Origin of the sequence: Finegoldia magna (genome assembly GCF_002243175.1) — a bacterium.
GTDB classification, from domain to species: domain Bacteria; phylum Bacillota; class Clostridia; order Tissierellales; family Peptoniphilaceae; genus Finegoldia; species Finegoldia magna_J.
This window is the reverse complement of record NZ_NDYF01000017.1, coordinates 74,079-98,261: the sequence shown is the minus strand read 5'-3', so window position 1 is coordinate 98,261 and position 24,183 is coordinate 74,079. Positions and strand designations below refer to the sequence as shown.

Genomic DNA, 24,183 nt, shown 5'->3' with positions numbered 1-24,183 from the left:
TGGAGGTTAATATGAAAGATGAAATTCTTCTAGAAATAAAAAACTTAACAAAAAAATATAAAAATAATACTGCATTAGATAATGTTGATTTAAGAATATTAAAAGGAAAAGTGTATGGATTTATTGGAAAAAATGGAGCAGGAAAAACTACATTAATTAGAATGATTACTGGTTTAGCTTTTCCAACTAGTGGAGAGATATCTATATTTGGAAACAAAGGAGAGAAAAATTTACAAAATTCAAGAAAAAAGATTGGAGCTTTAGTGGAAGGACCAACGCTTTATCCATTTATGACTGCAAAAGAAAATTTGAGGAGTCAGCAAATTCAAAAAGGTATAAATGATGAAAATGAAATTGAAGAGATTTTAAAACTTGTAAATCTTGAAAATACTGGTAAGAAAAAGACTCGTAATTTTTCTTTGGGTATGAAACAAAGATTAGGAATAGGGCTTTCTTTAGTTGGAAATCCAGATCTTTTAATTTGGGATGAGCCTATAAATGGACTTGATCCAGAGGGAATTAAGCAAATTAGAGAATTGATTAATCATCTTAATAAAGATCTAAATAAAACAATTTTAATTTCAAGTCATATATTAGAAGAACTTGAAAATACAGTTACCGATTTTATTTTAATAGACAATGGGAAAATAATTGAAACTATTACAAAAAAAGAATTATCAAAGCATAAAACAGAATATATTTATATTAAAACAAGCGATAATGAAAAAACTATAAATATATTTAAGGGAAAATTTCCTAATATAGAGATTAATAAAGAGAATGAATTTGTATGTATAAGAAATTTTAATGATAATATAGATTTATTGTCTTCCTTATTGGCAGACAACAAAATTCAAATTAGAGAAATGAAGAAAGAAAGAGAATCTTTAGAAGATTATGTATTTGATAGAATAGGAAGAATGTAATATGAAGAATATACTAAAGTCCGAATTATATGAATTTATACGAGATAAAAAATATCTAATTCTACTTATTATATCAATTATATTACAATCTGTTTTATTGCTTGACAAGAATATAAAAAACACATCAGAAATGATATACCATAGTTTCTATAATATGCCATTGTTATTTATTGTTGTTAATGTTTTTATATCTTTATATATAGGAGGTAATTTTTTAGATAGAAAAATTAATAGATACATTGTAAGTGGACATGATAGAACTAATATTGTTATAGTCAAGACATTTGTTGTGATTGTATTTTCTAATTTAATTTTGATGTTACAACCAACAATAGTCACCGTAATTAGTATGATAAAAAATGGTAATGGAACAGATAATATAAATATTTTAGAAATATTTCTGGTTACATTATTGTTAAATACATCTTTTTTAGTCATCACTGTATTTTTAGCCTTTTTGTTTAAAGATATAGGGAAGACCTTAGCTTCATCTGTTGGGATTTATTTCATTGTGATTTTTTTATTGAATTCTAATAACGCAGTTCAATTGGCTCACTTTATTCCAATGGGACAAGGTAGATTGCTGATAGAAAACAGTATTAATTTGATGGAAGCAATAGTTTTAGCTAATGTATATTTTTTTGTTTTTTTAATAGGAACAATAAAGTATTTTAAAAAATGTGATTTAAAATGATAATGGAGGTAAATATGAAAAATATTATGAAAAAAGATTTTTATCAGATAAAACATAATAGATTCTTACTAATATCTTTCGTGGCTATTTTATTGCTAGGTATTTTTAGTTCCTCTGGATATTTATTGGATTTGAATTCAAGAAAAGATGCTATTGGAATTTTTGATGCAATGGTTTATGATTCAACTGTAATTGTAATTTTAGTTACAATAATTATTACATCAATTATGGGAACAGAATTTAAAAATAGAACGGTTAATAATGATGTTTATATAGGAAACTCCAGAAGTAATATTTTCTGGAGCAAAATAATTGTTTATATGTTTGCTTATAACTTAATGATATTGATATATCCTATAGCTGGATGTATTAGAATGGGGTTAAGTCTTGGATATGATTTAAATTTATACTTGAATATTGAACATATTATTAAAATAGCATTCTTTTCAATAATATTAAATAGTGCCATGTATTCAGTTTGCGTATTCTTTATATTTGTTTTTAAAGATATGGCAAGATCATTATCATTATCTATAGTATATATTTTTTCATTTGCATTATTAATAGCATATGGAAAGCCTATGGGATTATTTGATAAGATTTTTATATTAAACTATATTCCAATTCAACAAATAAGGGATATTCTATATGCTGATATGAATGGATTTAATGAAATTATATCTTTTGTGAGTGGTATAATGCTATTATTTTTTTTCTTATTATTATCAAAAATCATATTTAGAAGACAGGACTTGAAGTAAAAGGTGTTGTTGCAAAATTATGAAAATTCTTTATGGATGCAGATAGAAAACTCTCCACCCCAATAATTCAATTCATTATCAATATATTTATCAGTATTTTTCCTTAATTTGGTCAAGTCATATATCAAGATGTTCTTATTGAAATATTCTACCATAAGGACATCTTTTTTACTTTTATATTCATCGTAAATATTTGATAATTCATTTATGCTTAAATTTTTATATTTGTTTTTGTCTAAAGTATTTATTGACTTTTGTATGTGATAATTTGAGTTTTATATTCGGCATAAAATTCTTTAGCTTTAGAGTTTGATTTATAGATCTCATAAATAGATTTATTCAAATTTAAAATGTTTAAAGCTTCAATTGCAGTATAGATTTGTTCAAATCTTTTTCTATATCCTTAATTTATCTAAAGTTTTTTGTCTGCTAATGGATTTTTTTTGAATTTTATTTTCTAGATCTATATTAGATGTCAGCCCATACTTTCTGAGTTGATTTAAAGTGTCAGCCATAGTATTCATATTGTATTTCTTTGCCCATATTTCATAAGCTTTAGAAGATTGTATCTTTTTATTATTTTTTAAGTCTATTAGATTGTCAACTTTTTTGTATGCTTTCGTAGAAGAATCAAAATCAATTTTTACGAACTTTTTATTTATATTATTCTCGATTCTTTCCTTGATCTTTTCATTGGTATAATCTTTTCCAAGAGTAGTTTCTTTAGCACGAATAAATCGTCCTTTTTCTTCTTGCTCTTTATGACGAAAAGATAGGTACTTGCCTAATTTGATTTCGTATCCATATTCTTCCATAGCTTTTAAAAAATTATCATAGCTATTAGACTTTTGAATAGCAAGATTAATAGATATTTGAAGTCTATATTTCCAAGATATCCCTTTTTTAAATTCCATATATCCTTTATATGATTTTCCATTAGTTTTATATTTAGTTTTAAATCCCACAGAAGAAATAGGAAAATCAAAGGAATTACTTGAAAGTTGTTGTAAGGAAATTTGTAATAATTTAGGAGAGAATAAACAAGATAACTTAAAATTAACACAATTAGTTAAAGAAACCTTTAGGTGTTTAAAAATTCCAAATGAAAGCATGATAATTTATGAAACTGAAGACAAAATAGTAAGGCAAATTATAGGGAGTTTAAATGGACTTGCTTCAGGAATTAACGATCTTAGAAATCATTATGGAAGTGGACATGGAAGAGAAATGAGTTTTAAAGCTTTGAGTAAAAAGCATGTAGAACTTTCTGTGGGTGCTAGCATAACATTGACTAGATATTTTTGGGATTCTTTTAGAGAAATCGAAAATGGCAAAAAGATATAAGAACAAGAAGTGAAGATGTTACCTCTCCACTTCCTTTCCATAGTAATTTTCATAGTTTTTCCTATATTGAACAAGGTCAGAAAATTGTTCTTTATTCAAAGAATACTCTTGCATAAGGGTGTTCTTTTTTTCTTGCAGCTTATCGAGTCTTGTTAATATTTCTTTTGTATTTGGTAGTTTTTTATAGTTTTCTAAGATTTCTTTTGCAGCTATTTTATAGACGAAAAGTTCGCTATAATATTTTTCTGCAAATTGTTTATCTTCAGGATTTTTCTTGTTGTATTTATAAACTCATGATATTTATTTATAATATTTACATTTTTTCATATCTTGTGACAGATTTTTTTATTTCGGTTTATACATCAAAATGAGAACAAAAATATCAGGCTAACTAAGATAAAGATATGCTTGACATGAGATTGAAGTAAAGAGCAATTTCTAAAATAAAAGGCAAAATTTAAAATAGTATTATAGTAATAATTTTTTAGAACAAGGAATTCAAAGAGTAAGTGACGAAGTATTTTCAATGACTAAAAATTATATAGCAAAGAGAATAATTAAATAATATTCACAAAAGTTAGCTGAAATAAATTTCTAACTACTATAAAATTAAATTAGAAATAAGGCAGTAAAAGCGTTAGTAGCATAAAGGAGATATGTAATGAAAGAAAAATTAAAAAAAATATTTTTGGGGTTAATTTTTGTATTGGCTATTTGTGTACTTATCTTACCTAATAATAATGTAGCAGCATCCGATGGAGAAAATTTGAGCTATAGTGATATTGAAAAAATAGGAGATGAAGTTCAGAAATACATCATTGTAGATAATGATAGGCTATATTTTGATTATCAAAGTGCACAAAATAACAACGAAAATCCAGAAGTTATAGACCAAGGCTTACTGTTAGAATCAGTTAGTTCAAATTATGCAGAATTTAATACAGAAGGTTATAGTACTCGCTCAATAGGTTTACCTATATGGGGAAATTATTGTGGACCAGGTTATGGCGGAAAGGATTCAGATGAACCAGTTACTGATGTACTAGATGAAGGTTGTAGAAGACACGATCAATGCTACAAGTGGTCTCCAACTCTTAGAAAGAATTGTAAATGTAATAAAGACTTGGTAGATTATATTGATGCACATAAAAGCGAAATGTCAGGAACAATGGCTAAAGTTGCATGGGCAATTAGAACGTATTTTAATACTGTGGGGCAAGTTGGATGCTAAGAACTAATATAGGGAAATACACATTTGTACTCGGTATAATAGTGTTTGTTATTTCATATATTCTTCCTGTGAATTTATTAGATAAATTTACAGAATTAAAGCCTTTAGGTATAAGCACGATTTTTATATGCCCTATACTTGGGATAATTGGCTTGATATCTTCCGTAAAAAGAAAATCTATATTATTTGCTTTTTTGAACTTGTTATTGCTATTATCTTTCCCAATTACTATGTTCATTGGAAATATACTTTTTAAGTAGTTGGTATAGAAAGTGAAAAGTAAAAATATAATCAAAGGAATATATCTTCTAGTTCTTATTTTTGCAATATTTAAATTGTTTAATTTAAATATTAGTAATTATGAACAATTTTATGAATTATCTAATTATGAAATAAAGAAGAGGCAGTTGAATCAAATAGATTGGAAAGATATAGGCAAAAAAGATGGCATATATCTATTAACATCAAAAGATTGTCTTTATTGCTTACATTATATAAGCAATGGAATAGAGCTAGTAAAAAAAAAGTGAAAGACATGATTTATTTAAGAATGTTGTAGATTTAGACATAGGTGAATATTTTAACAATGCTGAGTTTAATAGGACCTTAGATTATTATGGGATCAATACCATTATAATTAGAAACGATTAACAAATATTTATATAGCTTGGCACATATACATAATTTAAAAAAAACGGAAGAAAAATTTTATTAAAAGTAAAATTGATAGATGAAAAAGGGAAGTATTCACAAAAGTTAGCTGATTAAATTTTGAAATTCTTATACAATTATTATGATAAAAAGTCTAATGTGAATTTGTAAAAAGTAGATGAATTTATAGTAATGATAATAAGTAGACATTATGAGACTAAACACTAGACTGTTATAAATGAACATTTAAGGAGAAATTAAATTGATGAATAGTATTCTAAGCATAAAAGATTTAGAAAAGTATTATGAAGATTCGCCTGTATTGAAATCTATTAACATAAATATAAATGAAGGCGAAATATATGGATTATTAGGTAGAAATGGTGCGGGGAAAACTACTATAATGAAGATTATATTAGGATTAACTAAACCAACTAAAGGGAAAGTTATCTTGCTTGGTTCTGATACTAGCACTGATAAAGGAAAGGAAGTATTAAAGAACGTTGGTTGTATTATAGAAAGCCCTGGTTTTTATAGTAATTTGACGGCAACAGAAAATTTAATGATATTTGCAAAATTAAGAGGCGACTCTGAAAACTCAGTAAAAGAAGCTTTAAAGTTAGTGAATCTTCCATATAATGACAAAAAGCTTTTTGGCAAGTATTCATTAGGAATGAAACAAAGGCTTGCAATTGCAAATGCTATAATGCACAAACCAAAAGTTTTGATTTTAGATGAACCAATAAACGGTTTAGATCCAATAGGAATTGCAGAAGTTAGAGATTTAATTAAATCTCTAAAAGAAAATGGAACTACTATTCTTATTTCTAGCCATATTTTACCAGAGTTAGAAAATTTGGCAGATAGGATAGGAATTATTAACGATGGAAATTTAATTGATGAAATTAATTTGGAAGAATGGAACTCTCATAATGAATTTGGAGTTAAGATTTATGTTGATAAGACTCAAGAAGCAATAAATTTATTATCTAAGAATGGAGTGAATTCTGAGCAAATGGCAACCTTTAATAAAGGAATTATTATAAAAAATGAAAATGTTAAGGTTTCCGATTTAAATAAAATTTTTATAAAAAATGACTTCGAAGTAAATGGAATTATTGAAGAGAAAATAACACTTGAAGATTATTTTAAAAAAGTTACAGGAGGTCAAGGAATTGGGTAATTTAATATTTTCAGAATTTAAAAAGCAAAAGAGATCAAAAGTTGTATATATATCTTTGGTATTAGTTATAGCTTATCTAACAATGATATTAATATATACTAATGAAGCTACAGGACTCTTTGACAGTTTCGTATACTTATATAAGTTTTCATTAAGTTATATGAATTATTTAATATTACCAATGATTTTACTATCATTCTTAACAACATCATTTTCAAATGATTATAATAATGACACAATTAAGTATATATGGACAATACCTATTTCAAGAACAAAATATTTTTTATCTAAATTAATTTACTTATTTATGATATCTCTAGCTATCATGATTTTCGTGTTCTTAACAGTTTGTATTACAGGTTTTTTAACTAGATTTCATGATAGTATGACAACTGAGTTAGTTTCAAGATTTTTTTTACTATGTATTAGAAGTTCGATATTTATTTTTTTAAGCGTAATACCAGTGTCAATAATTACTATTGTTACAAAAGGTAATGCTGCTACTACAAATTTAATAGGAAGCCTTTATATAGTAGTTACATTTTTTTTAATGAAAAAGTTGCAAGGTATAAGTCCTTTAGCAAGCAGCCATAATGTAATTTGGTATAACAACTTTGAAGGAGTAGAAAGTAGTCCATATATAGGATATTTTATAGCAAACATTGTTATTGTATTTGCAATTTATGTTTATATATCAATAAAAATTTTAAAAAAACAAGATGTGTAGGTTAACTAAGGTGATTAGCATGGTACAGATAGAATTAAAAAAACTTAAACGCAAAAAACTTTTACTCATTTTATTTATAGTTTGCCTAATTTCATCTCTTATACAATATGGGATGGGAAATATGACATATAACGATATAAAATATGGATCAACTTTTGGCTGGTTCTTAAAAAATGGTCTAAGTGTGAATTCATATTATATTTTTACTCCAATATTTACATTAATAGGAATGGAATTGTTTTTAATGGAAAGCAGAGATAAGGTATGGAATAATTTATTAACTTCACCTATTAAAATAGAAGATATAGTTAAAAGCAAAAAAAGCGTTAGTCTTATATTATCTTTAATATATTCTTTGCTTACATTTTTATTGATGCTTTTTTTTGAAATCAAACTAAACTTAGAGTCAATAAATTTTAATGTAGTAATACAATACTTTATTAAGTACATGATTCATTCATTGGTAAGTTATTTAATATCGTGGTTAATAATAAGCGTTATGTTATATTTTAAACAAAATTTACAAATAGGAGTAATTGTTGGATTTGTTGTTTCATTCTTTGGAGTATTTGTTTCACAATTAAATATGGCTTACTTATATGTTGTAAATAGTATGTTTTACATTTCTAAAGCTATAGATTCTACAAACAAAGAAAAATTAATTTCAGCAATAATAGTTTTGCTAGTATTTATGTTGCAAAAAATTATACTTAGTAAATACTGCGAAAAAATATATGAATGAGATTGATAAATAGGATGCGTTTATTATGAAATCTACGCATTATATTTATAAAACTAAAGAAAGGAGGAGAGATTATGTCAAAAAAAATGGAGAATTGGAAAAAAGCTATCTATTTTAAAAATGAAGATGTTGATAATCCAGCAGGAGATATTTTCCGCGAATTATCTGATAGCGAACTTGATGGAATGATGGCAGGTGGAACAGCAAATACACATTGTCATTGCTATTCTGGAAAAGATTCATGTGGTCATGGTTGCACTATAACTACAGAATGTCCATTTGCAACTTTAATTTGTTGCTGATGGATATAAATTTCCATATGTGAATGGGGGGGCGGATGGTATATTTCTGCCTCCCGTTTTTTAATATACTATCAGGAGGATGTATAATTGAAATCGATTGAAGAATTTAAAAATTTTGCTTATTCTTTTGAGAGAAAAGATTATGAACTAAATTTTAAAAATTATAAGATAGCTAAAGTTAGAAAAAAGTACTGGGAATCTTTTTTGGGTGATGATTTCATAAATTATGAAGATTATTTATTGAAGGCATATAATATTGATAGTGATAGATTTGAATGTATTTTAGAGGAGTCAAACTTTAAGATTAAAAATACTGTAGAAATGAAAAAAATAGAAAAATTTTTATACTATATGCAATCACAGGAATATTTGGAATATAAGTTGCCTAAATTCTATGTTAGGAACAATAAATATAAAAAAGTGAAGCCTTTATTTTATGATTTTTATAAGCCATTTATAAATGTTGGAGTTATCAATTTAAAAAAATGTTTAAAATTTTATAATATTTCGGAAGATATCATTAATCAATTTACTATTCAGCTTATAAATAAATTAATAAATATAACATATAGGACAATAATTCTTGAGTTAAATATTGCTAAAGAAAACGAAAAGCTAATAGGTGAAAATAAATATGAAAGATATGAATATTTTACAGAACATTATATTGAAGAGCACTTTTGGGATATTTTGGAAGAATATCCTGTAATGTTAAGATTAATGGTTGAAGCAGTAAATAATTGGGTGACTGCAACTTTTGAATTTATTAAACATTTTTATGATGATATCCATGATTTAAAAAAGTACTTTTTAATTTCAGATATAATAACAAAAGTTGACTTAAATATTTCAGATTCTCACAATAATGGAAAATCTGTTATTATAGTACATTCTGAAAATGGGAAAAGTGTTGTTTACAAGCCTAGAACTCTTGAATTAGATGAAAAATTTCAAGAGACAATAAAACTTTTTAATAGGTTAACAAATAGTAATTTATATACCTATAAAGTAATTGATAAAAGAGATTATGGTTGGTCTGAATATATAAGTTATGAATCTTGCAGTTCTGAATTAGATATGCAAAATTATTATGATGAATTAGGAAAGCTGTTATTTATCTTATATGTCTTAAGAGGTAATGATGTTCACTATGAGAACATAATTGCACATGGGAAACATCCAGTTTTAATAGATATAGAAACAATATTTCATAATAAAATGGTTGATAAAATTCATAGGGGTGCTGATGATAAAATTTATGAAACTATTGAAAATTCAGTGAGAAGAGTAGGGATATTACCTAATATTATATGGGGAAGAGGGAAAGATATTGGTGTAGATGTAAGTGCAATGACGAATGATGAAAGTAAAGAAATTCCAATTGAAACAGCAAGTATATTAGATATTTTAACTGATGAGATGAGAATAGATTATAAAAGATCTGTTTTAGAGAAGAAAAATAATACTCCGTTTATTAAAAATAAAGTGGTAGATACTTTTCAATATAAACAGGAATTGAAAAAGGGATTTATAAATAGTTACAGGCAGTTTTTATCAGAAGATTCAAAGAAAATCTTATTAAAGGATGTCGATAAATATAATCATAAAGAATCAAGACAAATTTTAAGGGCTACACAGTATTATTCATCTCTTATTCAGCTATCTTTTCATCCTGATTTCATGAGAAGTGGTTTAGATAGAGAAATGTTGTTTTCAAAATTATGGACTCAAGTTGAAGAAGAAAACAAGTTGAAAAGAATTTCGGGCATTGAGCTTTTGTCTCTTATAAAAAATGATATACCTATGTTCGTTTCAAAAATAGGGACTTTTAGTATAGAAGATAAAGATAATAATAAAGTTGAAAACTTTTATAAAGAAACATCAATTAATCTTGTTAAAAAGAATATAGCGGATATTTCAGAAGAAGATTTGAGGTTTCAGATTTTGATGATCACTACTGCATTAAATTATGATCCAAAATATAATTTTATTAATAATAAAGAATTGAGACATGATAGAATTCTAAAGATTATAAAGAAATCATCAGATTTGGAGCTAAAAAAGAGTGAACTTATAGAAATATCAGAAAAAATTGCAAACCATTTAATCGAATTATCATACATTGGTGATAATAATGATATAAGTTGGATGGATATGAATATCGTAGGAGAAAAAACTAATGATTGGAATATAGTTCCTGTAGGTATGGATTTATATAATGGTATTTCAGGTATATTAATATATTTTATATATCTATATAAAGAAACAAAAAATCATAAGTATTTTCAAGTAATAGAGCAATGCTTTGAAACGATAAGGGGTTATTTTAATAAAAGGGATAAATATAAAGATAATAAAATTTTGTTTGGCGGATTTTCAGGAGAAACACCTATTATATACGCTCTAATTATTTTAGAAAAAGAGCTTAATGAATACTTTGATTCGGATGAGTTAGAATTAATGAGGTCAAAAATTTTTAATAGTTGTGAGAAAAGCTTAATTAATAATCAGGAGCATGATGTAATTATTGGTTCTGCGGGTGTGATTTTAATACTTTTAAAATATTATGAACATGTCAAAGATAAAAAAATATTATCATTAGCAGAGCGTTACGCCGATAAAATAATGAAGGATAGCATTAAAATTGAGAATGCTTTAGCATGGAAAAGTTCGTTTGCTAAACAACCACTTGGAGGTTTTGCACATGGAACATCTGGAATAATATTTGCATTTGCAAAATTATATAAATATGTAAAAAATGATAGCTATTTAGAAATAATTGAAAAAGGTATGAAGTATGAAGATATGTTATATAGGGATAGTGTAAAAAACTGGTCTGATAGAAGAGAAACAGATGATGGTATAAGATATGATGATTTAGAGAATCATATACCAGTTGCGTGGTGTCATGGAGCAAGTGGAATATTATTAAGTAGACTTTATATAAAAAATTTAGAAATACCATTAACAGAGAGTAGAAAATCTAGTATAGATTCAGATATTTCTAATGCAATAGAAACTAGCTTAAAGTTTGGATTTGGTAGAAGCCATTGTTTATGTCATGGTGATTTAGGAAATATAGAAATTTTAAATTATGCCAGCAGAGTAGTCGAGAAAAGAAAAATAAAAGAAAAATGCGACATATATATGGAGTATATTAAAGAAAATCTCATGAAAGGTAATTGGAAATGTGGAATTCCATATGATAATTCACCTGGTATCATGGTGGGTTTAGCAGGAATAGGATATGGAGTATTAAAAGTGTATAATCCAACAATACCATCTATCCTGATATTAGAATGAAACTTTATAATATGCTCAAAAAATCTTATTATTTTTATTTAACGAGTTAAATAGATAAAATTTGTAGCGAATAGTTGAGGTGATTTTATTTGAAAAAGGTTAAATTTATACAGCAGCTATCTGAGAGTGGGTGTGGAGTTGCTGCACTTTGTATGATACTAAACTTTTATGGTTGTAAAATTCATATTGCTGAGTTGAATAAAAAAATAAATGTTTCAAGAGATGGAGTATCTATAAAAAGTTTAATTAGTCTATCAAATGATTTTGGACTAAAATCTAAAGCTGTACAATTAAAGAATAAAAAAAGCTTAATATGTACAAAGGAAATTTTTCCTTGTATTTGTATAAAAAATAATAGTCATTATATCGTGCTTGAAAAAGTAAAAAATAATGATGTCGTATATATAGACCCTGAATTAGGTAGAATTAGAATATCCGTTGATGAATTTAATGAGTTCTTTAATGGAATAGTTATTATTTTTACACCCACTAAACAATTTAAAAAAAGGAAAAAAGGAAAGAATACAATAAATATATTAAAACTTGGGTTTTTAGATAAGAAATTAGTTTTAATTTTAGTATGTATTTCTTTATTAATTCAAATTTTGACACTGTTTACACCTTGGTTCACTAGATATATTATAGACGACGTTATTGGAAATAATCTTAATAAAGATATTAATTATTTATTTATTTGTTCAATAATATTTGTATTATTGTATGGAGTATTTTCCTATGTTAGAGCATTGTTGATTTCTATTTTGCAAAAAAAATATATTTATTCTTTTAAAAGAAAGATAGTAGAAAAAACATTTAAATTGCCGTTAAAATTTTTTGATATAAGACCGTCTGGGGAGATTATATCAAGAATAAATAACATAGATTTACTTCAACATAGTATTACAAATATGATTATGGCAATTTTTATTGATTTATTAACGATAATAATTTCTTCTTTAGCAATGATTAAAGTTTCGAGAGATCTTGCTATTATAAATTTTATACTTGGTTTTATTTTATGTATAATTGTATTCGTTTTACTTAAGATAGTAGATAAAAAAAACATAGATTCTATTGCAAGTAGAGAAAAGACGCAAAGTTATTTGATGCAAATTTTTTCTAATGTTTTACTAATAAAGACCTCAGTAGGATACCAAAGCAGTATAAAAAAATGGAACGAGTTTTATAATAGACAAATATCTTTAGAGTATAATAGAGAAAAAATATTGGGACTTTATCAAAGTTTTATGATGTCATATAGATTACTACCAACGTTTATAATATTGCTTATAGGGAGTTTTATTATAAATAGTGGTTTAATGACTACTGGTGAAATGATGGCTTTTATAACATTAACAAACATTTTTTTTAATCCATTAGCAACGATTATGCAAACAATTTTTGATTCTCAATATACGATATCAATAATAGATAGGTTAATGGAAATAACCCTAGATGATGATGAAATTACTGATAAGGGAAGAAACATATCTGAATTTGAAAAACTAGAGTTTAAAAACGTTAGTTTTTCATATAATAATAATTATGAAAATATGGTTGTAGACAATATTTCTTTTAAATTAAAAAAAGGACAAAGCTTATCAATTATTGGGAAAACTGGTTGTGGTAAAACTACAATTGTAAAGCTTTTGCTATCAATATATAGTCAATACAAAGGAAATATTTTACTTAACAATATAAATATTAAAAACTATAATTTGGATACCTATAGAAAGATCTTTGGCGTTGTACTTCAAGATCAAATGTTTTTTAATGATACGATTAGAAATAATTTAGATATTTCAAATGAACATACTGATGAGGAGATTTATTTAGCTTTAAAAATAGCGTGTTTCGATGAAGAAGTACAAAAAATGCCTTTTAATATACATACTCAAATAGGAGATAATGGGAGTAATTTATCTGGCGGGCAGAGGCAAAGATTAGCAATAGCGAGAGCATTACTAACAAAACCAAAAATAATTATTTTAGATGAAGGAACAAATCAATTAGATGCAATCACTGAAAATAAAATAATGAAAAAATTGAGAGATGAAAATATTTCACTGATATTAATTACTCATAGATTATCAAGCATTATTTTTTCTGATGAAATATTACTTTTAGATAATGGTAGGATAGTAGATAGGGGCACACATAAAGAATTGAAAGATAGAAGTGATTTTTATTGTTCGCTCATTGATAAACAATAAATTAATTAAAGTAAAATCAGTTACGATTTTCATAAAAGTTAGATGGTTTAATATAAATGATTATTTATAATGATTAAAAGGTGATTATGTTGTATATATTTATAACATAGAAAGGATTAGATAATGAAAAATAAAGTATGGCAATGCAAGATAATGGGGATTTTATTGGTAATTGTTTCTATAATACCGAACAAAGCATTAGCTAGTTCCGGGAATATAGAAATAAATTGTTCTACAGATCTATCAATAATAAACGATGAGCTGGAAGATATTCCTATATCAAATTTAGTGTCTTCTGAGATTGTATTTAAATATTTTGATGATGTAACCTGGATTCAAAGAGATGGTATTTGGTCATTATCAATTTCTCCTAAAAATTTTGTAAGAATGTCTTTTAGTAATGATATTTTGATAAAATCTTGGAACGAACTTAAGGAAAATTTTTCAAATGACTTACAGTGGTCTCAATATAAAGATAATGAGGATATATTATTTGAACAGTACAAATGTCATTTTTTCAAAGCAAAAATAAAAAACCGATGGAACATAGAACCGTTTAGAGAATCTATTGATCGGCTTTGTAACTAATTATTATACTTACCAAGCCATATAATAGATTTAGATTTAAAAGGATTTACTTAAAAATAGCTGAAGATTTAAGATAATCTCATAAGTTTAGTGTTAGAAATTAATCTTATAAGATAAGTCGATTTGAGACTGTGAAATAATTTGTGTATAGGAATTCCTCCTGATAAGATAATAATAATCAGGAGGAATTTTATGTCAAGAAAGATGTTGGAATCAAGAGGAAGTAAGGTAGCTAAAATGCTGATTGAGGAATATAAACATCAAAATACATAAGGCATTCAAGAAGTATTAAAAGAACTTCTAGGAGATACCTTGGAAGAACTTTTAAAAGTAAAATTAGATGAACATCTAGACTATGAATAAAAAATATTATAACTCAATACAAGAAAGGGTTCAAGTAAAAAACAGTTAAATCATCTTACGGAAATATAGATTTAAACATTCCTAGAGACATAGAATTATTCTTTGAACCAAAAATGTATGAAAAAGATATTTCTAACGTAGAAAACTAGATGATATCAATGTGCGAAGATGTATATCCTAACCTAATAATATCTACAGCTTATAAACTCGTTGGATATTATGGGTTGGGGCAGATCCTAAGCACAAGAGATATAACAAATTACATAAAAGATATTTATGGATTTGGTATATCAAAAATAATGGTATCAAAGATAACAAATAAAATCTACAACCCATAGAAGAATGACAGAATAGACCATTAGAAAAAGCCTACCTGTGGTATTCTTAGACATTATATATTACTATGTAAGAGAGAATAATATTGAGTAAAAAAACAGTATACATTGTTTTAGGATACAATCTTGAAGACTTTAAGGAGGTACTAGGAATGTACCAAAAAGGCAGACTCTGATAAGAAAGAATAAACCAAGTAATATTGGCTTTTAGTATTAAACCAGCTAAAAGAAAGAGGTCTAGAAGATATACTTATAGTTTCAAAGGATAACTTATCAGGCTTTAGTCAAGCCATAGAAGTAGCATATCCACAAACAGAAATACAAAAGTACATAATCTATCAAATAAGAAACTCCACAAAGTATGTATCATACAAGATATTAAAAAGTTAATAAAAGATTTGAAAACAGTATAATAAAGTATCCACAGAAGAGTTAGCCATAACAAATTTAGATATCTTTGAATATAAATGAGGTAAAAAATATTCAATGTGTGTAAGTTCTTGGAGAAATAACTGGACTGAATTATCGACATACTTCAAATATCCATAAGTAATAAGAAAACTAATATATACAACAAATGCCATGGAAAACTTCAATAGGCAACAGCAAAAAGCAAAACTATATTTCAAAATGATTATGCTCTGCAAAAAAATCTTAACCTAGTTATGGTAGATACTTCTAGCAAGTGAATCTATAGAATACGTAGTTGAGGTCAAGTATTATCTCAATTATCTATATTTTTGAAAGGATTTTTAAATTTAAGGAAAAAATAAGATATAAAATCAGCTGCAAATTTTCATGGGAATTTGATAGTTTATTAAGCCCGAGAAAATTAAGCTAAGCTCTATTTCTAATAGGAATGGACATAGAGGATGCAGATTCTTTAGTTTGTTTCCTCTATTTTTTTATATTGGTCTTTTAAGGAATAATTATAGGGTATAATTTAAAATTCAGTATATATAGGTGGTATTTAAATGAATACTAGTATCAAATTAAATAAAAGCATGATTACAGGTCTTCGAAGTACTTTTTAGATATTTTTAAATTGTATTACTTATATAACTCATTATTAAGATATCTATCGGTATTTTTTCTCAATTGAGTAAGCTCGTAAATCAAAGTATTCTTATTAGAGTAGTCTTTCATAAGAATATCTTTTTTACTTTTATATTCATCGTAAATATTTGATAATTCTTTTATGCTTAAATTTTTATACTTGTTTTTGTCTAAAGTAGTTAATGACTTTTCGTATGTGATAATTTGAGTTTTATATTCTGCATAAAATTCTTTATCTTTAGAGTTTGATTTATAGATTTCATAAATAGATTTATTTATTTGTAAAGTGTTTAAAGCTTCAATTGCAGTATAGATTTCGTTCAAATCTTTTTCTATATTCTTAATTTTATTTAAAGTTTTTTGCGTATTAATGGCTTCTTGTTGAAGTTTATTTTCTAGATCTATATTAGATGTCAGCCCATACTTTCTGAGTTGATTTAAAGTGTCAGCCATAGTATTCATATTGTGTTTCTTTGCCCATATTTCATAAGCTTCAGAAGATTGTATCTTTTTATTATTTTTTAAGTCTATTATATTGTCGACTTTTTTATATGTTTTCGTAGAAGAATCAAAATCAATTTTTACTGACTTTTTATTCATATTATTCTCGATTCTTTCCTTTATCTTTTCATTGGTATAATCTTTTCCAAGAGTATTTTCTTTAGCACGAATAAATCGTCCTTTTTCTCCTTGTTCTTTATGACGAAAAGATAAGTACTTGCCTAATTTGATTTCGTATCCATATTCTTCCATAGCTTTTAAAAAGTTATCATAGCTATTAGACTTTTGAATAGCATGATCAATAGATATTTGAAGTCTATATTTCCAAGATGTCCCTTTTTTAAATTCCATATATTCTTTATATGATTTTCCATTAGTTTTATATTTATTTTTAAACTTTATATAGTCTTCATCTATAACAGATAACTTATATTTTCTACACAAGTCATCACTATAATTTCTAATTTGATGGTAAGATTTTTTATTGCTTTGATAGGCTTTACCTGTATCAAAAGAAACATTATTAAATAGAATATGGTTATGAATATGCTCCTTATCAACATGGGTAGTTATTACGTATTCATATTTTCCTTGTAGTACCTTCTCACATAATTCAATTCCAATTTTGTGTGCTTCTTCAGGTGTAGTTTCTCCAGGTGCAAAAGCTTGAATTAAATGTCTAGCTAAAACTTTTGCCTTAGAATTACATTCTATTTTTGTTTGTTCAAACTCTAAATGAGCAGTTATAGGGTTACAATTTAAAGATGAGATTAGAATTCTTTCGTCTGTTTTATTGCTATCCATAATATAATCAAGGGCAGCTTTTAAGGTAGATTTAATAGGATGAATTTTAGTAACAGCCATTATTTTTTCTCCGTATTAAAACTATTGGAATAGGTAAGAGAGTATATTTTTTTACGCATGGATAAAATATCTTTTGCTTGTTTTTCTAATGATTTTTTCAAATCATCTACATCATTTTTATATATAAGGGATGTTGAGTTTACTCTTTTTGCAATTTGATTTATACTACTTGAAGTACGACTTATATTTGTTGACATTTCACGAAAAACATCCATATCTAGAATAAAAATATCTTTTTCTAAAACACATTTTATAATAAATTGTCTAAGAGATTTGCATTTAGATGCTTTATATTTTTTGTTCAGTAATTCTAATTCTTCATCAGATAGCATTAGATATATACCGTTATTTCTAGTTCTATTTGCCATAAGTTACCTCCTTTATATAGTTAAGTAAAAAAAGAAAAACCTGTAAAAGCAAGTATAGCAACTTGTTTTACAGGTTTAATTTATTATATATTCTTTAAGAAAACTCCTGAGTTTTGCTTCTAATTATCTTATATTTTATCACTTTTTGAGATAATATTCAAGTTTACGTTGGGACTATTATGAGCGTTTGTTGTTGAATTTAATTATTATAAATTTAGGGGTTTGGGGATATTCCCCAACAAGTAAAATGGAAAAAATAAGCGATATAATCGTAGTATTCTTATTCCATTTTTAGTAAGTGCATATGCACTTACTGTGCTTGCTCATATACTAATAGTATAAGTGAAGTTAATAAACAATATATGACAAATCTAGAGGAATATTCTAAAAATTACTTTTAAATAAGGATTTTTATAAGTATAATGAAATAGTGTAAATATTAAGGAAATCATATTCTAAGTTCTTGAATTTCGTATTTACTAAATTTGGATCTAATTATTTTTATTTTGAGGGAGGGGTAATCTATTCTACACAGGGAATTTGCAGAGGAAAATTATTTAGAAGCTATATATATTTTATCTTTGGAAAAAGAGGAAGTAAGAAATATGGATCTTGCTAATTACTTAGAATATAAAAGACCTACTGTTACAAGAATGCTAAAAAAACTTGAAAATAAAGGGCTGATTATTTATGGTGAAGATAAAATAATTCGTTTAACAGAGAAGTCAAAAATATTTTGCGAAAAAATGTATACAAGGCATAAATATTTGACGGACGTATTTATAAGACTTGGAATAGATGCAAAAAATGCTGAAGACGAAGCTTGTCTTATAGAGCATGTTATTTCTGATGAAACTTTTGAAAAATTAAAAAAACATTTCGATTATAATTTATAGTAAATAGCATAGATGACTCGCATAATGAGATGTCTATGCTATTTTTTTTAAAAATTATATTTTTAAAAACATCTCAAAGCTATTGATAAAAGCTATCAAATGGTATATAATAATTTTGAGTTAGCCAATACTAACAGAAAATAAATAAAAAGGTGAATTTATGTCAAAAAACTTTGAAATACTAAATAAAGGAATTAATGAAAATAATATAATAGCAAATCTTTTTATATTCCCGTTTGCAGGTGGTGGAGTGTCTGCCTTTAGAAAATGGAAAGATGAGTTTGAAGATATAAAATTACTTGTTGCCCAGTATCCAGGAAGAGAAAACAGGTTTTCTGAAAAGGCTATAAGTGACATTAACATCTTAGTGGATAATTTATTTGAAGATATGAAAGAAAATTTTGATTTTAGAAAACCTTATTATTTATTTGGACACAGTATGGGAACAAAAATAGTTTATGAACTTGCATTAAGAATTAAAAATTCGGATTACATAAATCCAAGAGGAATAATAATATCAGGAGGACGAGCACCGTTATATAAAGAACCTCATCCAATTTATCATCTTGATGATGACGGATTTATAGAAGGCTTAAGAAGATATGAAGGAACACCAAAAGAAATTTTAGACAATAAGGATTTAATTTCTATTTTCTTGCCAACACTTAGGGCAGATTTTGTAATAGATGAAGACTATCAAGACACAAAATTTGAGAAATTAGAATCACCTATACTAGGTCTTATGGGAGATAAAGATCAAGAAATGACTTTAGATGAACTTATAAAATGGCAATATTATACCACAAAAGAATTCACTTATAGATATATCGATGGCAAGCATATGTTTGTCAATACATCTCCTGAAAGTGTCATTAAAGAGATAAAAGAGTTTATAAAAGTAAATGAAAATTGAAGAATATGAAATAAGAAAAATTAATGATTTTCTTACTTTAGAAGATTTAAAAGATAAATTAGCTAGTAATAATTTAATACTAATTAAGGCTTATACAGATAAATTATTAGAAGAAAAATTACTTCCTTACTTAACTAAAGAGGAGATAATAAAATCAAAGGATTATAAATCAGAAATAGCAAAAATTAATTATCTAGTATCAAGAGCAATACTTAATTTAGTCCTAAAATGTTTACTAGAAAAAGAAATTGATGATCTGATAGTCAAACGAGATAAAAACAATAAGCCTTACCTAGAAAACACTATAGGATTAAAGTTTAACATCTCACATACTGATGGCTTAGTCCTGTTAGCTTTTTTTAAAAGAGAAGTAGGAGTAGATGTTGAAAAAATAAATTATAAATTTGAGTTTAAGGATATATTAGAAAACTGTTTTACTAAGTATGAAATCATAAATATAGATAACAACATAATTAGTTTCTATAGATATTGGACTGCAAAAGAAGCCTATCTTAAATATTATGGGATTGGTCTTATAAGAAATTTGAAAGAAATTGAAATAATTTCTTATGGAAATAAAGTTATAGAAATTAGCGATAATAAAAACAATATAATAAGTAGATTACAGCCATTAAATTATGATGGCAAATATGTCGGGGCAATATGCTTGGAGGAAAATTAATGAACATTGAATTAAAAGAAAAATTAGAAAAAATTTATGATGAACAAGTATGGCCGCATATGACCTTAGGAGAATTTATTGAAGATTGTGCTAAAAAATATGGGGATAAAATTGCCTTAGTAGATGGAGATGTTGAACTTTCATATCAAGAATTAAATAGAAAAGCTTGCCATTATGCCAATGGTTTATTGAAAGCTGGATTTAAAAAGGGAGATAGAATCGTTCTTCAACTTCCTAATTGTCACGAATTTGTTATTATCCTTTTTGCCATGTTTAAGATTGGTGTGATTCCTGTATTATCCCTTCCTGCTCACAGGAAAAATGAAATAAAGGGAATATTAGAAAAATCAGGAGCAAAAGCATATATATCTAAGGATAAATATCTTGGTTTTTCATATGTGGATATGATTAGAGAAGTAAGAGAAGAATTAAATATAGATTTTGGAGTTTATATTCTTGGGGATAATCAAGGATATAAAAATTTTTACAATTTTAATGATAAAGATTATCTATATCAAAATATAGATGTTGACTATAAAGAAATAGGATTATTACTTTTATCAGGAGGCACAACTGGTATACCTAAATTGATACCAAGGAGACACTGTGATTATATCTATGTAGCAAAAGAAACTGCAAAGAGATGTAAAATGGATCAAGACAGTATTTATCTAGCTTCTCTTCCTATTGCTCACAACTTTCCTTTATGTTGCCCAGGGATATTAGGAACATTTTTTATAGGCGGCAAAGTTGTTTTATGCCCAGTAACAAGTCCAGATGAAATCTTGCCTTTAATTGAGGAAGAGGAGGTTACGATAACGGGCTTAGTTCCTGCTATGGCAAATATATGTATAGATTTTATAAAGGAAGATGATTACGACATATCTTCATTAAAGGTTCTTCAAGTTGGAGGATCAGTTTTAGAAGAAAAACTTGCTGAAAAGATAGAAAAAGAATTTGGTTGCAAACTACAACAAATTTTTGGAATAGCTGAAGGCCTGATTATGACAACTTCTTTAGATGATGATAGTAAAACTATATTTACAACTCAAGGTAAGCCTATAAGTGAGTTTGATGAATTGTTAATAGTTGATGAAGATGGAGAAGAGGTCAAAGATGAAGAGTACGGAGAACTTATAGTCAGAGGTTCGTACACAATTTATGGCTATTATAAGCTTCCAGAAGTAAATAAAAAATGTATAGACAAAGATTTATATTTTAAAACTGGAGATAAGGCAAGAAAACTAAAAGATGAAAACTATCAGGTAGTGGGAAGAATTTCAGAAACAATAAATAGGGCTGGAGAAAAAATTACACCTTCTGAAATTGAAGATATTTTACTATCTAATGAGAATATAGGAGATGTTCAAGTTGTAGGAGTACCTGATGAACTTTTGGGAGAAAAAATAGGAGTATTCATATTAAAAGATGAGAAGGACGAACTCTCATTAGAAGATATCAGGACATTTCTAGCAAATAAGAATGTAGCGGAATTTAAATTACCAGATTCTATAAAATATATAGATTCATGGCCGCTAACTGCTTTGGGGAAAATTGATAGAAATAAATTAAAAAGAATAGAGTGAAAGGAGCAGAACATGGAATTTGATGCGAGAAAAGAAATTAAACTAATAATTGAAAAATGGTTAAAAGATACCTTGAAGAAATCAGACATAAAAGAAAATGACAATTTAATAGAAAAAGGCTTAAGTTCCATGCAAGTAATGCAACTTTCAGGAATTCTTAAAAAAGAAGGACTTAGAATATCCTTCGCAAAGCTCATTGAGAAGCCTACACTTAATTCATGGTTTGACCTAGTAGCTAATTCAAAAATTATTAAGAAACATTCAAAAGATAATAAGAAATCAAATGATGGTAAAGATTCATTCAATCTTACAGATGTTCAATATTCTTATTTTATAGGCAGAAGTGATTATCAAACTCTAGGTGGAGTGGGTTGTCATGCATATATTGAAATAGACGGAGACGAAATAGATTGTAAAAGATTGAATGATGCATGGAATAAACTTCAATATAGACATCCAATGCTCAGAGCAAGATTCACAGAAGACGGAAAACAAGAAATATTAGATAAACCTTTTAGCGAAGAAATTGAAGTTTTTGACTTGTCTAATTTAGATGAAGAAGAAACCAAAATTAGACTAGATGAAATACGAGAAAATTTATCGCATAGAAAACTTAGAGTAGAAATGGGAGAAGTCTCAGGATTAAAACTTGCAAATCTATCACAAAATAGAAATAAAATTTTCTTTGATTTAGATTTACTTGTTGCCGATGTCATGAGTATGAGTATTCTTTTGAAAGAATTAGGGGAAATTTATTTAGGAAAAGAATTAGATAATCTGAATGATTATACATTTAAAGACTATATAAATAATCTTGAAGTAGACCCCGAAACATATAAAAAAGACCAAGAGTTTTGGAAAGAAAAAATAGACTCATTTGAGATAGAAAGACCTAATTTACCATTAAAGAAAGCTCCTGAACAAATTAAAGAAACGAGATTCACTAGAAGAAAACGAGTTATTGAAAAAGATAAATGGAGCAAAATAAAAGAGCTTGCAGCAAGCTATAAATCTACTCCATCAATGGTTTTATTAACTGCATATGCTTTAATTCTAGAAAGATGGACTAACCAAGATAAGTTTTTTATAAACTTACCATTATTTAATAGAGATCTTTCAAACGAAAACTTAAAAGCTATGGTAGCAGACTTTACAAATATCTTATTAGTAGAGCATGAAAGAAAAAATGATACTTCTTTTCTAGAAACTTTGAATAGAATAAGCAAAACCTTTATAGACAATGCTAATCATTCATCTTATAGTGGAGTTCAAGTTCAAAGAGATATATCAAAATCACAGGGTACAAGCATTAATGTAGCACCTGTAATTTTTGCGTGCAACATAGACTATCCACTAGAGACTGAAATGTCAAAGAAAGCTTTGGGCAAAATTACATATATGGTTTCACAAACTCCAGGAGTATGGTTAGATTTCCAATCTTATATAAAAGATGGAGATTTGATTTTATGTTGGGACAGTGTAGATAAAATTTTCCCTGAAAAAATGTTAGATGACATGTTAAATTCTTTAGAAGAACAACTTTTAAGACTAACTAAATATGATGATTGGATTGCAACAAATGAAAATTCAAATAATTATTTACAATATAGAGAGTATAAAAAGTGCAGTTTTAATTATAATAAGCTTCAAAGCATGGATGTACCTTTAGGTGAAAAGTCGAGAGTTTACACAACAAATCTAACAGTAACACAAAACAAAATGATTGATATATGGAAAAAGCATCTAGATATAAGAGAAATATCTATTTATGATAATTATTTTAAAATTGGAGGTGATAGCTTAAAAGCTATGGGTATTATCAATGAAATTAAAAGAGTTTTTAAATTAGAAAACCAAATTTCAATGAACTTAATATTTACAAATCTAACAATAGAAAGAATATCGGATAAGATTGATGAAATTCTTGAAGATATAGAAGTTTATTCAATTTAGT

22 protein-coding genes and 2 pseudogenes are annotated in these 24,183 nt (G+C 26.4%); 20 read left to right on the top strand and 4 right to left on the bottom strand.

What is annotated here, in order from left to right; genetic code table 11:
- Positions 1–11: 11 nt before the first annotated feature.
- The 3 genes from B9N53_RS08600 to B9N53_RS08590 are packed head-to-tail and all read left to right on the top strand — an operon-like array spanning position 12 to position 2,381.
- Complete coding sequence (locus tag B9N53_RS08600; RefSeq protein WP_094204561.1) at positions 12–926, top strand: ABC transporter ATP-binding protein; 915 nt, start codon at positions 12–14, stop codon at positions 924–926.
- Between the two features lies 1 nt (position 927).
- The gene (locus tag B9N53_RS08595) at positions 928–1,620 is read left to right on the top strand and encodes an ABC transporter permease (protein ID WP_017644343.1); all 693 of its coding nucleotides are present in this window, start codon (positions 928–930) and stop codon (positions 1,618–1,620) included.
- Positions 1,621–1,634: 14 nt separating this feature from the next.
- Positions 1,635–2,381: an ABC transporter permease gene (locus B9N53_RS08590; RefSeq protein ID WP_017644342.1), complete on the top strand. Its 747-nt coding sequence runs from the start codon at positions 1,635–1,637 to the stop codon at positions 2,379–2,381.
- 395 nt (positions 2,382–2,776) lie between these two features.
- On the opposite strand, the gene B9N53_RS09475 is transcribed toward B9N53_RS08590, so the two are convergent.
- A complete protein-coding gene (locus tag B9N53_RS09475) occupies positions 2,777–3,295 on the bottom strand; it encodes a relaxase/mobilization nuclease domain-containing protein (protein WP_242432466.1) in 519 nt (172 codons plus the stop codon).
- Between B9N53_RS09475 and B9N53_RS08580 the strand changes: the two genes are divergently transcribed.
- Entirely contained in the window at positions 3,276–3,725 is a 450-nt protein-coding gene (locus B9N53_RS08580) for an abortive infection family protein (protein WP_335341179.1), read from the top strand. The genes B9N53_RS09475 and B9N53_RS08580 overlap by 20 nt on opposite strands.
- Positions 3,726–3,743: 18 nt before the next feature.
- On the opposite strand, the pseudogene B9N53_RS08575 reads toward B9N53_RS08580, so the two are convergent.
- Positions 3,744–4,070 (bottom strand): annotated as a pseudogene (locus B9N53_RS08575) (hypothetical protein); the annotation flags it as partial.
- 316 nt (positions 4,071–4,386) lie between these two features.
- On the opposite strand from B9N53_RS08575, the gene B9N53_RS08570 reads away from it, so the two are divergent.
- The 11 genes and pseudogenes from B9N53_RS08570 to B9N53_RS09455 all read left to right on the top strand — a co-directional run bounded on the left by B9N53_RS08570 (position 4,387) and on the right by B9N53_RS09455 (position 15,753).
- A complete protein-coding gene (locus tag B9N53_RS08570; RefSeq protein ID WP_017644339.1) occupies positions 4,387–4,956 on the top strand; it encodes a hypothetical protein in 570 nt (189 codons plus the stop codon).
- Between the two features lie 272 nt (positions 4,957–5,228).
- Positions 5,229–5,607: pseudogene (locus tag B9N53_RS09465) on the top strand (hypothetical protein).
- A 265-nt stretch (positions 5,608–5,872) separates the two neighbouring features.
- Positions 5,873–6,790, top strand: coding sequence for an ABC transporter ATP-binding protein (locus tag B9N53_RS08555; RefSeq protein WP_017644337.1), 918 nt, complete (start codon positions 5,873–5,875; stop codon positions 6,788–6,790).
- Positions 6,783–7,517, top strand: coding sequence for an ABC transporter permease (locus tag B9N53_RS08550; protein WP_094204560.1), 735 nt, complete (start codon positions 6,783–6,785; stop codon positions 7,515–7,517). Before B9N53_RS08555 ends, B9N53_RS08550 begins: the two co-directional genes overlap by 8 nt.
- On the top strand, positions 7,510–8,259 hold the full coding sequence (locus B9N53_RS08545) for an ABC transporter permease (RefSeq protein WP_242432465.1): 750 nt from the start codon (positions 7,510–7,512) through the stop codon (positions 8,257–8,259). The genes B9N53_RS08550 and B9N53_RS08545 overlap by 8 nt, the downstream gene beginning before the upstream one ends.
- Before the next feature lie 74 nt (positions 8,260–8,333).
- Positions 8,334–8,561: a plantaricin C family lantibiotic gene (locus tag B9N53_RS08540; protein ID WP_017644334.1), complete on the top strand. Its 228-nt coding sequence runs from the start codon at positions 8,334–8,336 to the stop codon at positions 8,559–8,561.
- 87 nt (positions 8,562–8,648) lie between these two features.
- A complete protein-coding gene (locus tag B9N53_RS08535; protein ID WP_017644333.1) occupies positions 8,649–11,864 on the top strand; it encodes a type 2 lanthipeptide synthetase LanM family protein in 3,216 nt (1,071 codons plus the stop codon).
- 89 nt (positions 11,865–11,953) lie between these two features.
- Positions 11,954–14,077 carry a peptidase domain-containing ABC transporter gene (locus B9N53_RS08530; RefSeq protein ID WP_017644332.1) on the top strand — a complete coding sequence of 708 codons (2,124 nt, stop codon included), beginning with the start codon at positions 11,954–11,956 and terminating at the stop codon, positions 14,075–14,077.
- A 123-nt stretch (positions 14,078–14,200) separates the two neighbouring features.
- A complete protein-coding gene (locus B9N53_RS08525) occupies positions 14,201–14,665 on the top strand; it encodes a DUF2599 domain-containing protein (protein ID WP_017644331.1) in 465 nt (154 codons plus the stop codon).
- Positions 14,666–15,186: 521 nt separating this feature from the next.
- A complete protein-coding gene (locus tag B9N53_RS09460; protein WP_242432464.1) occupies positions 15,187–15,366 on the top strand; it encodes a hypothetical protein in 180 nt (59 codons plus the stop codon).
- A 243-nt stretch (positions 15,367–15,609) separates the two neighbouring features.
- Positions 15,610–15,753, top strand: coding sequence for a transposase (locus B9N53_RS09455; RefSeq protein ID WP_335341178.1), 144 nt, complete (start codon positions 15,610–15,612; stop codon positions 15,751–15,753).
- A 660-nt stretch (positions 15,754–16,413) separates the two neighbouring features.
- On the opposite strand, the gene B9N53_RS08515 is transcribed toward B9N53_RS09455, so the two are convergent.
- Entirely contained in the window at positions 16,414–17,784 is a 1,371-nt protein-coding gene (locus B9N53_RS08515; protein WP_094204559.1) for a relaxase/mobilization nuclease domain-containing protein, read from the bottom strand.
- Positions 17,784–18,152 carry a hypothetical protein gene (locus tag B9N53_RS08510; protein WP_010247231.1) on the bottom strand — a complete coding sequence of 123 codons (369 nt, stop codon included), beginning with the start codon at positions 18,150–18,152 and terminating at the stop codon, positions 17,784–17,786. The genes B9N53_RS08515 and B9N53_RS08510 overlap by 1 nt, the downstream gene beginning before the upstream one ends.
- A gap of 524 nt (positions 18,153–18,676) precedes the next feature.
- Here B9N53_RS08510 and B9N53_RS08505 point away from each other — a divergent pair.
- The 5 genes from B9N53_RS08505 to B9N53_RS08485 all read left to right on the top strand — a co-directional run bounded on the left by B9N53_RS08505 (position 18,677) and on the right by B9N53_RS08485 (position 24,182).
- Positions 18,677–19,048 carry a metal-dependent transcriptional regulator gene (locus tag B9N53_RS08505; RefSeq protein ID WP_072071458.1) on the top strand — a complete coding sequence of 124 codons (372 nt, stop codon included), beginning with the start codon at positions 18,677–18,679 and terminating at the stop codon, positions 19,046–19,048.
- 160 nt (positions 19,049–19,208) lie between these two features.
- Positions 19,209–19,961 carry a thioesterase II family protein gene (locus B9N53_RS08500; protein ID WP_094204558.1) on the top strand — a complete coding sequence of 251 codons (753 nt, stop codon included), beginning with the start codon at positions 19,209–19,211 and terminating at the stop codon, positions 19,959–19,961.
- Positions 19,951–20,643, top strand: a complete 693-nt coding sequence (locus B9N53_RS08495; RefSeq protein WP_094204557.1) for a 4'-phosphopantetheinyl transferase family protein — start codon at positions 19,951–19,953, stop codon at positions 20,641–20,643. The genes B9N53_RS08500 and B9N53_RS08495 overlap by 11 nt, the downstream gene beginning before the upstream one ends.
- Positions 20,643–22,229, top strand: a complete 1,587-nt coding sequence (locus B9N53_RS08490) for a (2,3-dihydroxybenzoyl)adenylate synthase (RefSeq protein ID WP_094204556.1) — start codon at positions 20,643–20,645, stop codon at positions 22,227–22,229. The genes B9N53_RS08495 and B9N53_RS08490 overlap by 1 nt, the downstream gene beginning before the upstream one ends.
- A 12-nt stretch (positions 22,230–22,241) precedes the next feature.
- Positions 22,242–24,182 carry a condensation domain-containing protein gene (locus B9N53_RS08485; RefSeq protein ID WP_094204555.1) on the top strand — a complete coding sequence of 647 codons (1,941 nt, stop codon included), beginning with the start codon at positions 22,242–22,244 and terminating at the stop codon, positions 24,180–24,182.
- Position 24,183: the final 1 nt, after the last annotated feature.